Raw genomic sequence first — 13,642 nt, 5'->3', positions numbered from 1 at the left:
GACACGCCGACGCCCGCCGGAGCCGGCGGCGGGGACGGGGGCGTCGTTCGAGGTCATAGCCGTCGCAGGCTACCGCTACCGCCCACGCAGCCGTCGTACGAGGATGCTCGCGTCCCCCCGGGACTCCAGGTCGGCCAGCACCACGGCCACCGCCTCGCGGACGATCCGCCCGCGGTCGACGGCGAGACCGTGCTCGCCGCGGAGCACCAGCCGGGCGTGCTCGAGGTCCATGAGCTCCTCGGCGGACACGTACACCGTGATCTTCTCGTCGTGCCGCTCCCGGCCGCTGGGCCGGCGGTTGGCGGCCCGCCCCCGCTTGCGGGACGGCTGGGCGGCGGAGGAGCCCTCCTGCGGCGCCTGGCGCCGTCCCGTGCGCTCCGCGGCGGCACCCCGGCTGCGGGACTCGCCCGCGTCGGCCGGCTCGGCGTCGGCCGCGACGTGTTCGTCGCCCTCGCCGTCGCCGCCCTGGACGGGCACCGACTGAGGCGCGTCCTCCCCCGCGGCGGCCGCGTCGCTGTCACCCGCGGGCGCCGGAACCCGCGCCTCGCCATTGGTCCGGCGTGAGGGCGTGGACGCCTGGAGCGCCATTCCCCCGGTGGTACGGAACAGTTCGTCGGCCCCCGGCAGACTCACTCGGCGTGACACCGGGCGAGCACCTCCCTGGCGAGCTGGCGATAGGCGGCGGCACCGACGGAGTTGGAGGCGTAGGTGGTGATCGGTTCACCGGCGACCGTGGTCTCCGGGAAGCGGACCGTGCGGCCGATCACCGTGTGGTAGACGTGATCGTCGAAGGCCTCGACCACGCGCGCGAGCACCTCGCGGCTGTGCACCGTGCGGGAGTCGTACATCGTGGCGAGGATGCCGTCGAGTTCCAGCTCGGGGTTGAGCCGCTCCTGGACCTTCTCGATGGTCTCGGTGAGCAGCGCGACACCGCGGAGGGCGAAGAACTCGCACTCCAGCGGCACGATCACCTTGTGAGCCGCCGTCAGGGCGTTGACGGTGAGCAGGCCGAGCGAAGGCTGACAGTCGATCACGATGTAGTCGTAGTCGGCCATCAGCGGCTTCAGGGCGCGCTGCAGCGTGGACTCGCGGGCGACCTCGCTCACCAACTGCACTTCGGCGGCGGACAGGTCGATGTTGCTGGGCAGCAGGTCCATGTTCGGGACCGCTGTCTTCAGGAGCACCTCGTCGGCCGCCATGCCCCGCTCCATGAGCAGGTTGTAGACGGTGAGGTCGAGCTCCATGGGGTTGACACCGAGACCGACCGAGAGCGCGCCCTGCGGGTCGAAGTCGACGAGCAGGACCCGTCGGCCGTACTCCGCGAGCGCGGCGCCCAGGTTGATGGTCGACGTGGTCTTGCCGACGCCGCCCTTCTGGTTGCACATCGCGATGATCTTCGCGGGGCCGTGGTCGGTCAGCGGGCCCGGGATCGGGAAGTACGGCAGCGGGCGGCCGGTCGGGCCGATGCGCTCGCGGCGCTGGCGGGCCGCGTCGGGCGCGAGCGTGGCCGCGTACTCCGGATCGGGCTCGTACTCGGCGTCGGGGTCGTAGAAGTGCCCCTCGGGCAGTTCGTCGTAGTCGGCGAAGTGGGTGTGGTTCTCGCCACTTCCGTTGCCGGCCATGGCGTTCACGTGATGGCCATCCATGCTCTGGTGTGCTGTCTGAGTCATCCGGGGACTCTGGTGGGCTGCGAAGGTTCGGACAGCGACGGAGCCGACAGCCTTGAGCTCCGTGGGGCCCTGGCCCCGCGCCGGCATTCCTGGTTGACCACCCCCGGGAGTAAATGTCGACTCATTCACAAGTCGTCTTACCTCCTTGGTGACCAGGAAACTTCTAGATAGGTCAGCGTGGCACCATGCCGACGGTTGGCGACTCTATGGCGTGTCACCGGTCCGCAGCAACACAATCCGCCGGACCCGACCCGATGTGTCGGCAACCGAACACCCCTCTGTCAAGGGCGTAAGGCCGTCGCACGGCAGGTTTCACCGGTGTGCGAATCGGTCGAAGGGTTACGTTCGCGGCGAGTTGAACGAGTGTCGCAAAGTGACCCGACACACACCCGGCCGGACCTTGTCGGGCAAGGTCCGGCCGGGTGCGCGGTGTTGACGACCTGTGACGTTTTCCCCCTGATCGAGCGAAGTGCGGACCGGGAAGTATCGACTTTTTACCGGTCGATGACTCAGCCGAGCAGCGTCTCCAGCTCGACGTGCTCGAGGCCGTGCGCCTCGGCGACCTCGCGGTAAACGACCTTGCCGTCATGGGTGTTGAGACCCTTGGCCAGCGCGGGGTCACGGCGCAGCGCCTCGACCCAGCCGCGGTTCGCAAGCTCGACGATGTACGGCAGCGTGGCATTGGTCAGCGCGTACGTGGAGGTGTTGGGCACCGCGCCGGGCATGTTGGCGACGCAGTAGAAGACCGAGTTGTGGACCGGGAAGGTCGGCTCGGCGTGGGTGGTGGGACGCGAGTCCTCGAAGCAGCCGCCCTGGTCGATCGCGATGTCGACAAGGACACTTCCCGGCTTCATCCGGGACACCAGCTCGTTGGTGACCAGCTTCGGGGCCTTGGCTCCCGGGATGAGCACGGCGCCGATCACGAGGTCGGCCTCCAGGCAGGCCTTCTCCAGCTCGAAGGAGTTGGACATGACGGCCTTGACCTTCGTGCCGAAGATCTTGTCGGCCTCGCGCAGCTTGTTGATGTCGCGGTCGAGCAGCGTCACCTCGAAGCCCATGCCGATGGCGATCTGCGCGGCGTTCCAGCCGGAGACGCCGCCGCCGATCACGACGGCCTTGGCGGGCAGCACGCCCGGGACACCGCCGGGCAGCACGCCACGGCCGCCGACCGCGCGCATCAGGTGGTAGGCGCCGACCTGCGGGGCGAGACGGCCCGCGACCTCGGACATGGGGGCCAGCAGCGGCAGCGCGCGGCTGGGGAGCTCGACCGTCTCGTACGCGATCGCCGTGGTGCCGGACTCCAGGAGCGCGTCCGTGCACTCCTTGGAGGCGGCCAGGTGGAGGTAGGTGAAGAGGGTCTGGTCCTTGCGGAGGCGGTGGTACTCCTCCGCGATCGGCTCCTTGACCTTGAGCAGCAGGTCGGCGGCGGCCCACACCTCGTCGGCCGTCTCCAGGATCTGCGCGCCTGCGGCGGTGTACTCCTCGTCCGGGATCGACGAGCCGACACCGGCGCCGCGCTCGATGACGACCTGATGGCCGTGGCGCACCAGCTCATGCACGCCGGCCGGGGTGATGGCCACCCGGAACTCGTTGTTCTTGACCTCGCGGGGGATGCCGACCTTCACGTCGATCACGGTCCTTGGCTCAGAGGGTTCTGGGGCTATGCATGCCGAGGCGATGCAAGCCAGGCAATGCATGTCATACCTGACGCACCGGAGCACATCGGGAGACACCACGAAAGAACGCGGCGGAGCCAGTCTAATGAAGGGATTCTCTCTGTCTAGCCTTCCAATGCATCAATCTTCAGCGGATGTACTGCGGATTTCGTAGGCGTTAGCGTCGTGTTCCCGGCTGGATGTGCCCTCGGGGAGCTCGTCTCCCAGCATGCGCTCCGCCGCGCCGCGGTGCAGCCGGGCCGCCGCCGGGTCGCCGAGCCGGTCCAGCGTGTCGGCCAGCCTGAGCTGGAGCGCCGCCTGCAGGCGTACGTCGTCCGCGTGCCGTGCCCACTCGACGGCCTCCTGGCAGGTGCGCAGCGACTCCTCGGGCCGTCCCGCGTACTCCTGCACCCGGGCCATCTCGCTCAACGCCCTTGCCTGCGCGGCCACGTCGGCGTTGCGCCGGTGTCCGGTGACGGCGGCGCGCCAGTTGCGCAGGGCCTCGCCGTAGCGGCCCGCGTACGTGAGCGCGGTGGCGATGCGGCCGTACAGCCGGGCGGCGTCCACGCGCTCCCCACGGGCCAGGCGCTGGGCGAGCGCCCTGCCGTACCAGTCGGCGGCCCGGTCGAAGTCCCCGAGCTCCTGATGGGCACCGCCTACGGATTCCATCGCGCGGCCGGTCGCATACGGGTCGTTCGCCTCGCGTCCGGCGTCCAGCGCTGCCCGGTAGCGGACCAGGGCGTCGGCCGTCCGGCCGGTCTGCGCGTCCAGGTCGGCGAGGTTCAGCAGCGCCGCGGCCTTCTCGCGCGGCAGGCTGCGCCGCTCGGCGACGTCCAGGACGAGCCGGTGGATGCCGTACAGCTCGGGGGCGGCGGCCCGCGTCCCGACGTGCGCGACCAGAGCCCTGACCAGCGCGGCCATGAGGCGGCGGGCCAGCGTGTCCAGCTCCCCGTCGGCGACCGCGAGCCGGGCCGAGGCCAGCAGCGCGGGCTGCCGGAGCTCCAGCCACTCGGCCGCGGCCCGGGGAGTGGGGAAGCGCAGGGCGCGGGGCATCCCGGCGAGCTTCTCGCGGGCCGGCGAGCTGTCGGTCTCCGTGATGGCGCGGCAGGACACCAGCAGCCGCACGGTCCGCTCCAGCATGCGGGCGCGGGCCAGCTGGAGCTCGGACGGGCGGTCGTGGATCTCCGTCATCGCCCGCAGCAGGGGCAGCAGACAGCCGGGCACCTCGTACTGCGACAGCGGCGACTCGACGGAGCGCAGCAGACCGAGCGTGACGAATTCGTCCAGGGCGGAGCGGGCGGCGCCGACCGAACAGCCGGCCAGCGCGGAGGCGGTGTGCGGGTCCACGAGGCCCGCGGGGGCCAGGGACAGCAGACGCAGCGTCCGCGCCGCGGCGGCCTGGAGCGATCCGTACGAGAGGCGGAAGACGCGGTCGACGGGCGTGCCCTCCTCGCCGTCGGTGCGCAGGTGCTTGGTGAGGTCGGCGACGGCCGACGCGGGCCGGGCGGCGAGCCAGCCGCCGGCCAGTGCCAGCGCCGCGGGCTGGCCCGCGCACAGCTCGACCAGCCCCTCGGCGGCCAGCGGGTCGACGGTGATACGGACCGATCCGGTGTACCGGCCGAGGAGCTCGAGGGCGGACTTGGTGTCCATGCCGCCCAGCGTGCAGGGGCGGACGTCCGCGATGCCGGTGAGAGGCCCTCCGGAGACGGCGACGACCAGGCACTCGGGCGCGTCCGGGAGCAGGGCGTCGACCTGCTCGGCGTCGGCCGCGTCGTCGAGCAGCAGCACCACCCGGCGGACGGCGAGGGCCTCGCGCAGGGCCTCCCCGAGGTCGTCGGCATCGGCTCCGGGAGGTGTCGAGAGGCCCAGGGCGACGAGCAGTTCCCGCGCGGTGCGCTCGGTGGGCACCCGGGTCCCGTCGGGTTCGGTGAGCCGCGCGCGCAGCACCCCGTCGGGGTAACGCTCGGCAACCTGCCGGGAGAGCTCCTCGGCGAGCGCGGAACGGCCGGATCCGGGCTTGCCCGCGATGAGCAGCACGCGCGCGCGAGGCGCCTTGCGCCCGGAGAGGGTGTCCAGGCCCGCACGCTCGATGTCGGCCCTGAGTTCCTTCAACTCTCTTGTACGGCCGAGGAACTGACCCTGCGTGGAAACTGACTCGACAGCCGGCGGCTGCCCTTTCGCCGACACGTTCGTGCCGTCGTCTTCCACGGCCGGTTCCGTCACGGGCCACACTCCCGTCCCACTGCACGCGCAAGCCCGCCGGGACTCCGGTTCGGGCGTTTCCAGAGCCTAGTTCACGCTCTGCGACGAACCGTGCGGAGCGCGGCGGACACGTCCCCCGATCGGATCAGGCGATCGTAGGACCGGCGGTGTGCCGTGCGCGGCGGCAGGAACCGTGGGCGGGCGTCAGACCTCGAAGGGGCGCGCGGGCCAGGGCGCCTCGGCCGGGCGCAGCGCGTCGAGGCCGTCGCCCTGCCGTGCGGCGATCAGCGAGAGGACGCCGACCACCAGACAGTTGTTGTGCAGGTCACCGCCGAGCACACCGCGGACCAGGTCCGCGACGGGCACCCGGGCCAGCTCCATGTCGGCCTCTTCGTCCTCGACCTCGAAACGCTCGCCCTCCGCCTCGGAGAGGTCGCGGGCGAGGAAGATCCGCACGGCCTCGTCGCAGCCGCCGGGAGTGGTGTAGACGTCGGTCAGCACGCGCCAGTCCTCCGCCTTGACGTGCGCCTCTTCGTAGAGCTCGCGCTGCGCGGCGTGCAGCGGGTTCTCGCCGGGGATGTCGAGCAGGCCCGCGGGGATCTCCCAGAGCTTGTGGCGCACGGGGTGGCGGTACTGGCGGATGACCAGGACGCGGTCCTCCTCGTCGAGGGCGAGGACGGCCACGGACCCGGGGTGGACCTGGTAGTCGCGGCGGACCACCGAGCCGTCGGGCATGACCACGTCGTCGGTGCGCACCGAGGTCTTGTTGCCCTTGAACGGGGTCTCGGTCGCCCGGACCTCCCACTCCTCGGCGGTGTCCTTGATCGTCATGGCCTGTCCTCCCACACGTGCGAAAGATCCGGTCCTGTGACGGAACCGGGGCGCGCACCTCGCAAGACGCGCACCCCGGCCACCGTACAACCCTTGCGTTACTTGCCCGTCTTGCGTGCCACGGCCGCCTTGACCAGCCCCGCGAACAGCGGGTGCGGGCGGGTCGGGCGGGAGCGCAGCTCGGGGTGGGCCTGGGTGGCGACCAGGTACGGGTGGACGTCGCGCGGGTACTCGACGTACTCGACCAGCTTCCCGTCCGGAGAGGTGCCGGAGAACTGCAGACCGGCCTTCTTCTCCAGCTCGGCGCGGTAGGAGTTGTTCACCTCGTAGCGGTGCCGGTGGCGCTCCTCGACGTACTCCTTGCCGTCGTACACCTCGCGCACGATGGAGCCCTCGGCGAGCTTGGCCGGATACATGCCCAGGCGCATGGTGCCGCCCATGTCGCCCTCGCCGGCGACGATGTCGAGCTGCTCGGCCATGGTGGAGATGACCGGGTGCGCGGTGCCGGAGTCGAACTCGGTGGAGTTGGCGTCCGGGATGTCGGCCAGGTTGCGCGCGGCCTCGATCACGATGCACTGGAGGCCGAGGCAGAGGCCCAGCAGCGGGATCTTGTTCTCGCGGGCGTACTGGATGGCGCCCACCTTGCCGGAGACGCCGCGGTCGCCGAAGCCACCGGGGATGCAGATCGCGTCGACGTCGCCGAGCTGCTTCGCGGCGCCCGCCGGGGTCTTGCAGTCGTCGGAGGTGACCCACTTGATCTTCACGCGGGCCTTGTTGGCGAAGCCGCCGGCGCGCAGCGCCTCGGTGACCGAGAGGTAGGCGTCCGGCAGGTCGATGTACTTGCCGACCAGGGCCAGGTTGATCTCGTGGAGCGGGTTGTGGACGCGGTCGAGCAGGTCGTCCCAGGTCGTCCAGTCCACGTCGCGGAAGGGCAGGTCCAGCTTGCGCACGACGTACGCGTCCAGGCCCTCGGTGTGCAGGACCTTCGGGATGTCGTAGATCGACTTGGCGTCGATGGCCGCGACCACGGCCGCCTCGTCGACGTCGCACATCAGCGAGATCTTGCGCTTGATCGCGGTGGGGACCTCGCGGTCGGCGCGCAGCACGATCGCGTCCGGCTGGATACCGATGTTGCGCAGCGCCGCAACCGAGTGCTGCGTCGGCTTCGTCTTCAGCTCCCCGGACGGGCCGATGTAGGGAAGGAGCGAGATGTGCACGACGAAGACGTTGTCGCGGCCGACCTCGTGACGGACCTGGCGGACCGTCTCCAGGAACGGCAGGGACTCGATGTCGCCGACCGTGCCGCCGACCTCGGTGATGACGACGTCGACGTCGTCGGTGGCCATGCGGCGGATGCGGTGCTTGATCTCGTTGGTGATGTGCGGGATGACCTGCACGGTGTCGCCCAGGTACTCGCCGCGCCGCTCCTTGGCGATCACCGTCGAGTACACCTGACCGGTGGTGACGTTGGCCGAGCCGTCCAGGTCCACGTCGAGGAAGCGCTCGTAGTGACCGATGTCCAGGTCGGTCTCGGCGCCGTCGTTGGTGACGAACACCTCGCCGTGCTGGAACGGGTTCATGGTGCCGGGGTCGACGTTCAGGTACGGGTCGAGCTTCTGCATCGTGACCCGAAGGCCCCGCGCCTTGAGCAGCGCGCCCAGGCTGGAGGCGGTGAGGCCCTTGCCGAGGGAGGAGGCGACACCCCCGGTGACGAAGATGTGCTTGGTCGTCGTGGATTTGGGCGGCATGGCCAAAGGGGGGCTCCCGTGGTCGCGGTCTGGGGTGCGTGCCGGCGTGGGGTCCGGAGATTTCCGGAGGTGCCGTCGCTGCGGTTCGGGGGTTTCTTGCCCACCGGTCCACGGGCTACCAGGGTATCAGCGACAGAACAGGACCGCTTCCGGCCACGCTCCGCGCACACCTGGCCACAGAGCCCGCACAGCCCTCACTCGATCGGCCCACCCGGGTTGCCGTGAGCGGCACGCGGATCTTCCAGGTGCGTCGTATCCTGCTCGGACACTCGCTGCCGAGCCCGGCCGGCACACGGCACCATCCCCGCCCGTATCCCGGAACAAAGAGAGCTCGTCAGTTCGTTTCGCAACGACAATCGCACCGACAATTGACGTTCCGCAGCGGCGCAACACCGACGTTCCGCAACATCAGACGCTTCGCATTACATACGTTCCCCTGACCGCAAGAGCGACCGCCCCTGACGGGGGGCGACGTGGCCGTTCGACTGGAGATGCACGTGGCCGGGCGCATCGAGGACTACGCACTCATCGGAGACATGCAGACAGCCGCGCTGGTCTGCCGGGACGGCACAGTCGACTGGCTGTGCCTGCCCCGCTTCGACTCGCATGCCATCTTCGCGGGGCTGCTCGGCACGGAGGAACACGGGTTCTGGCGGCTCGGCCCGGCGCACGCGGCCGACGCCGAACCGCCGACGGCGGCACGCCGCAGGTACCGCGGCGACTCGCTGATCCTGGAATCCGAGTGGGACACCCCGCGGGGCACGGTCCGGGTGACCGATTTCATGCCCCCGCGTGACGGCGCGCCGCAGCTGATCCGGATCGTCGAGGGCGTCACCGGCCGGGTACCGATGCGCTCCGCGCTGCGGATGCGTTTCTCGTACGGGCGAGTGGTCCCCTGGGTGCACAAGCACGAGGGACGCACCGTCGCCGTCGCCGGACCCGACTCGGTGTGGTTCGACACGGCCTGCGAGACCTACGGCAAGGCGCTGACCACGTACGCCGACTTCACCGTGGCGCCGGGCGACCGGATCGCGTTCACCATCTCGTGGGAGCCCTCGCACAAGGAGCCGCCCGCGCTGCCCGAGCCGGAGCAGTCCCTGGTGGCCACCGAGGAGTTCTGGCGCGACTGGGTCGAGCAGTGCACGTACCACGGGCCCTACCGCGAGGCCGTGGTCCGCTCGCTGATCACGCTGAAGGCCCTGACGTACGCGCCGACGGGCGGGATCGTCGCCGCGCCCACGACCTCGCTCCCGGAGGAGATCGGCGGCGTACGCAACTGGGACTACCGGTACACATGGCTGCGCGACGCCGCGATCACCCTCTCCTCGCTGCTGCGCACCGGCTACCGCGAGGAGGCGCGCGCCTGGCGCGAATGGCTGCTGCGCGCCGTCGCGGGCGACCCGGAGAACCTGCAGATCATGTACGGCATCGCGGGTGAGCGGGAGTTGGGCGAGGCGGAACTCGACTGGCTCCCCGGGTACGAGAACTCGATGCCGGTCCGCGTGGGCAACGGCGCCGCGCACCAGCTCCAGCTCGACGTGTACGGCGAGGTCACCGAGGCCCTGCACCTGGCCCACATGACGGGCCTGTCCCGCAACGACTACGCCTCGCTGCTCCAGTTGAAGCTGATCCGCTACCTGGAGGACCACTGGGACCAGCCCGACGAGGGCATCTGGGAGGTGCGGGGTCCGCGCCGGCACTTCGTGCACTCCAAGGTGATGGCCTGGGTCGCCGTCGACCGCACCATCAAGCTCATCGAGTCCGGTGACGCGGACGGTCCGCTGGAGAAGTGGCGCGAACTGCGCGACGACATCCACCGGGACGTGTGCGAGAAGGGCTACGACAAGGAACGCAACACGTTCACGCAGTCGTACGGCTCCAAGGAGCTGGACGCCTCGCTGCTGCTGATCCCGCAGATGGGCTTCCTGCCGCCGGACGACAAGCGGGTGATCGGCACGATCGAGGCGATCCAGCGTGAGCTGTCCACCCCGGACGGGTTCATCCTGCGCTACCCGACCGCCGGTGAGGACGCGGGCGTGGACGGTCTGGAGGGCGACGAGGGCGCGTTCCTCGCCTGCTCGTTCTGGATGGCCGACGACCTCGCGATGATCGGCCGGGTCGACGAGGCCCGCAAGCTGTTCGAGCGCCTGCTGGCCCTGCGCAACGACCTCGGGCTGCTCGCCGAGGAGTGGGACCCGAATCTGCAGCGCCAGGTGGGGAACTTCCCGCAGGCGTTCAGCCACGTCCCCCTGATCGACACGGCACTGCGTCTGACGGCCTCGGGAGCGTACGGCGGCTGACCCGGCGCGCCCCGCCGAACAGGAGGGATCCGCCGTGCCCGCCTACGCTTGAATCAGTCCTGTCCCCTGCCGGAAAGGGGGCGGCTGCGATGGCTCCCCTTTCGAAGGCGGGCGCGGCACTCCACGCGCTCCGCACGGATCTGAGCGGTGAGGTCCTCGCCCCGGACGACCTGGGCTACGACGAAGCCCGGGTCGTCTTCAACGCGATGATCGACCGGCGGCCCGCCGTGATCGCCCAGTGCGAGAACGAGGCCGACGTGATCCGCTCGGTCCGCTTCGCACGGGACCTGGACCTGGCGGTCGCAGTCCGCGGCGGCGGGCACAGCGTGGCGGGCATGGCCCTCGGCGACGCCGCCCTGGTGATCGACCTGCGGCGGATGCACGAGGTCACGGTGCACCCCGGGTCGTCGAGCGTACGCATCCAGGGCGGCGCCACGATGAGGCACATGGACACCGCCACCCAGCCCCACCACATGGCGACCACCGGGGGCCGTGCCTCCACGACCGGCGTCGGCGGCTTCGTGCTGGGCGGCGGCACCGGCTGGCTGGACCGGGCGTTCGGCCTCGCCATCGACAATCTGCTCGGCGTCGAACTCGTCACCGCGGACGGTACGGCCGTCCGCGCGAGCCACGACGAGAACCCCGAACTGTTCTGGGCGCTGCACGGCGGCGGCGGGAATTTCGGTGTCGCCACCGCGCTCACCCTGCACCTGCACGAGCTGCCCGAGTTCTCCTTCGCCCTGGTGATCTTCCTCCCCGAGCACGGGCCCGACGTCCTGCGCACCTACCGCGAGATCATCACGACCGGCCCGCAGGAGGCGGGCGGCGGCATTCTCTACCTGACCGGTCCCCCGGAGGACTTCGTCCCCGCCCATCTGGTGGGCACGCGGCTGCTCGTCGCCGTGGTGACGTACACGGGCAGTGAGGAGGATCTGCGCAAGGTCGCCCAGCCGCTGCTGGCGCTGCCGCACGAGGCGGAGATCGTGACGGCCATGTCGTACGCGGAGTTCCAGACGATGTTCGACGACCCTCCCGACATGCGCAACTACTGGTCCGCGGAGTACATGGCGGCGGCCCCCGACGCCATGCTCGACGTCTTCCACTCCCTCGGCGAGAGGGTGCCCGTGCCCACGGGAACCCGGCACGTGCTGTTCCCGCAGGGCGGCGCGATCGCCACCGGGCCCACCGACTACCCGGTGCCGTACCGGGACGCGACCTGGGTGGTGCATCCCTTCGGCATCTGGGAGGACCCCGCCGACGACGAAAGGTGCATCGACTGGGTCAGGGAGGTCCGGGAGAGCGTACGGCCCTGGAGCACCGGCGCCGTCTACCTCAACTTCATCGGCGACGAGGGCGCGGACCGGATCGTGGCCGGTCTGGGCGCCGAGAACCTCAGACGTCTGGCCGCGGTGAAGGCCTCGTGGGACCCGGACAACGTCTTCCGTTTCAACCACAACATCAGGCCCGTGCCGGAGTGAGCACGGCGGCCGGTGCCGGGCCCGGCACCCTCCGACCGGTCCCCCGGCGCCTGCCGAGGCCGGTCCCGCGGATCTTCCCGGAGCCCCGGAAGATGCCCCCGGAACGCATCCACGGGTAGCGTCCGCCGTATGGACAGCCGTTACGACACCCAGGGCGCCGGAATCACTGTGCAGCGGGCCCTCGAGCTGCCCGGACTGCGCAGCGGACTGCCGGAGATCCTCGCCGGAGCCGACCGCCTGCAGCGCACCGTGCGCTGGGTGCACGCGGGCGAGGTCCCGAACATCGCCTCGCTGCTCAAGGGCGGCGAGCTGCTCCTGACGACGGGATACGGGCTCGGCACACGCCCCGCGGACCAGCGCGCCTTCGTCCGCACGCTCGCCGAGCGGGGTATCGCCGCGCTCGTCGTGGAGCTGGGGCCACGCTTCACCCGGCTGCCCTCCGCGCTCGTCGACACGGCGCGGGCCGCCGGTCTCCCGCTGGTCCAGCTGCACCGCGAAGTGCCGTTCGTGACGGTCACGGAGGAGGTGCACACCGAGATCGTCAACGGCCACTACGCGCTGCTCCAGCAGGCCGAGGAGGTGCACCGGCGCTGCACGGAGGCACTCCTCGGCGGCGGCGGTGTGCCCCAAGTCCTGGACATCCTGGCGGACTTCAGCGGCGACCCGGTCTTCCTGGAGACGGCGGACGGACAGCTCCTGTACGCCGCCGGGACGAAGTCCGCCGGTGCCGACCCGCTCCAGGTGTGGGAGGGCCTGCGCGGCCAGCACAAGCAGGAGCCGCCCGCCGGTACGACGCTCGTGGACGTGCCCGGGGGCGGCCCCGGCTCGGGCTCCGTGCGGGCACGTCTCGTTCTGCTGCCGGTCGGCAACCCTGTCGCCCCGGTGCACCGGATCGCCGCGGAGCGGGCCGCCGGCATCCTGGCCGTCGTACTGATGCAGGCCCGCCAGGAGGAGGAGCTCGCGGCGCGCGGGCGCGGCGACTTCCTCACCGATCTCGCCGAGGGCCGTATCGCGGCCGAGGACGCGCCCGCGCAGGCCCGGGTGCTCGGCTTCAAGCCCGGTGCCGGGCCGCTCCTCCCGGTCGTGATGCGTCTCGCCGACGGCCCCTCCCCCGGCGGCGGTTGGGCGGTCCTGGCCCGCGCGGTCGCCGAGGAGCTGGCCTCGGTCGGAGTCCCGCTGCTGCTCGGCGTGCGCCCCGTCGAGGGCCGCGTGCCACTGCTCGTGGGCCTGCGCTCGGAGTCCGAACGCCCGACTGTGGCGGATCGGGTCGCCGCGGCGCTGCGGGCCGGCGTGGAACGCGCCGGCATGCAACGGCCCGGCGCGCAGCCGCCGGTGGTGGTCGTCGGCGTCGCGGGCGGCTGGGCCGCCGCCTCGGCCGGTCTGCGGCACGCCGCGGAGACGGCGACGGCGGCGCAGGGCCTGTCGGACCGCCCCTGGTACGACGCGCGCCGCCTGGACATCGACCTGCTGCTGTGGCGGCTGCGCGACCAGCCGGACCTGGCAGCCTTCGTGGACCGTGCGATCGGCCCGCTGCGCGACCACGACAACCGCTCCAAGCCGCCTCTGCTGCCCACTTTGGAGACCTACTTGGCGCACGCGGGCCGTAAGGCGGAGACCGCCCGCGAGCTGCACCTGAACCGGCAGACTCTCTACAACCGCCTCGCCAGGATCGGTGAGTTGCTCGGCACGGACCTGGACGACCCGCAGACCGTCATGGCGTTGAGCCTGGCGCTGCGGGCCCGGCGCCACGTCCCGTAG

At 71.1% G+C, this 13,642-nt stretch carries 9 protein-coding genes; 3 read left to right on the top strand and 6 right to left on the bottom strand.

What is annotated here, in order from left to right:
* Positions 1 to 75: 75 nt before the first annotated feature.
* The 6 genes from ACZ4IF_RS38080 to ACZ4IF_RS38055 all read right to left on the bottom strand — a co-directional run bounded on the left by ACZ4IF_RS38080 (position 76) and on the right by ACZ4IF_RS38055 (position 8,106).
* The gene (locus ACZ4IF_RS38080) at positions 76 to 645 is read right to left on the bottom strand and encodes a hypothetical protein (protein WP_095933337.1); all 570 of its coding nucleotides are present in this window, start codon (positions 643 to 645) and stop codon (positions 76 to 78) included.
* Positions 630 to 1,757 (bottom strand): ParA family protein, encoded by a 1,128-nt coding sequence (locus ACZ4IF_RS38075; protein WP_345648230.1) that lies wholly within the window; start codon positions 1,755 to 1,757, stop codon positions 630 to 632. Before ACZ4IF_RS38075 ends, ACZ4IF_RS38080 begins: the two co-directional genes overlap by 16 nt.
* A 422-nt stretch (positions 1,758 to 2,179) precedes the next feature.
* Positions 2,180 to 3,304, bottom strand: coding sequence for an alanine dehydrogenase (ald, locus tag ACZ4IF_RS38070; RefSeq protein WP_467571695.1), 1,125 nt, complete (start codon positions 3,302 to 3,304; stop codon positions 2,180 to 2,182).
* Positions 3,305 to 3,466: 162 nt separating this feature from the next.
* Positions 3,467 to 5,548 (bottom strand): tetratricopeptide repeat protein, encoded by a 2,082-nt coding sequence (locus tag ACZ4IF_RS38065; RefSeq protein WP_467571691.1) that lies wholly within the window; start codon positions 5,546 to 5,548, stop codon positions 3,467 to 3,469.
* A 183-nt stretch (positions 5,549 to 5,731) separates the two neighbouring features.
* Positions 5,732 to 6,358: an NUDIX domain-containing protein gene (locus ACZ4IF_RS38060; RefSeq protein WP_095933339.1), complete on the bottom strand. Its 627-nt coding sequence runs from the start codon at positions 6,356 to 6,358 to the stop codon at positions 5,732 to 5,734.
* 98 nt (positions 6,359 to 6,456) lie between these two features.
* Positions 6,457 to 8,106, bottom strand: a complete 1,650-nt coding sequence (locus tag ACZ4IF_RS38055; protein WP_345648239.1) for a CTP synthase — start codon at positions 8,104 to 8,106, stop codon at positions 6,457 to 6,459.
* Positions 8,107 to 8,597: 491 nt separating this feature from the next.
* Between ACZ4IF_RS38055 and ACZ4IF_RS38050 the strand changes: the two genes are divergently transcribed.
* From ACZ4IF_RS38050 to ACZ4IF_RS38040, 3 genes are all read left to right on the top strand, one after another.
* The gene (locus ACZ4IF_RS38050) at positions 8,598 to 10,406 is read left to right on the top strand and encodes a glycoside hydrolase family 15 protein (protein WP_467571989.1); all 1,809 of its coding nucleotides are present in this window, start codon (positions 8,598 to 8,600) and stop codon (positions 10,404 to 10,406) included.
* 89 nt (positions 10,407 to 10,495) lie between these two features.
* Positions 10,496 to 11,884: an FAD-binding oxidoreductase gene (locus ACZ4IF_RS38045; RefSeq protein ID WP_467571688.1), complete on the top strand. Its 1,389-nt coding sequence runs from the start codon at positions 10,496 to 10,498 to the stop codon at positions 11,882 to 11,884.
* A 129-nt stretch (positions 11,885 to 12,013) separates the two neighbouring features.
* A complete protein-coding gene (locus tag ACZ4IF_RS38040) occupies positions 12,014 to 13,642 on the top strand; it encodes a PucR family transcriptional regulator (RefSeq protein ID WP_467571685.1) in 1,629 nt (542 codons plus the stop codon).

The sequence above is a fragment of the Streptomyces sp. NPDC025784 genome, assembly GCF_055558435.1.
Note: the sequence above shows the minus strand (reverse complement) of the source record. Positions and strands in the feature narration are given on the sequence as shown.

Coding starts and splice junctions, on each gene's coding strand:
- ACZ4IF_RS38050 (WP_467571989.1), top strand. CDS start 8,598: ATGCACGTGGCCGGGCGCATCGAGGACTACGCACTCATCGGAGACATG.
- ACZ4IF_RS38060 (WP_095933339.1), bottom strand. CDS start 6,358: ATGACGATCAAGGACACCGCCGAGGAGTGGGAGGTCCGGGCGACCGAG.
- ACZ4IF_RS38045 (WP_467571688.1), top strand. CDS start 10,496: ATGGCTCCCCTTTCGAAGGCGGGCGCGGCACTCCACGCGCTCCGCACG.
- ACZ4IF_RS38040 (WP_467571685.1), top strand. CDS start 12,014: ATGGACAGCCGTTACGACACCCAGGGCGCCGGAATCACTGTGCAGCGG.
- ACZ4IF_RS38075 (WP_345648230.1), bottom strand. CDS start 1,757: ATGCCGGCGCGGGGCCAGGGCCCCACGGAGCTCAAGGCTGTCGGCTCC.
- ACZ4IF_RS38055 (WP_345648239.1), bottom strand. CDS start 8,106: ATGCCGCCCAAATCCACGACGACCAAGCACATCTTCGTCACCGGGGGT.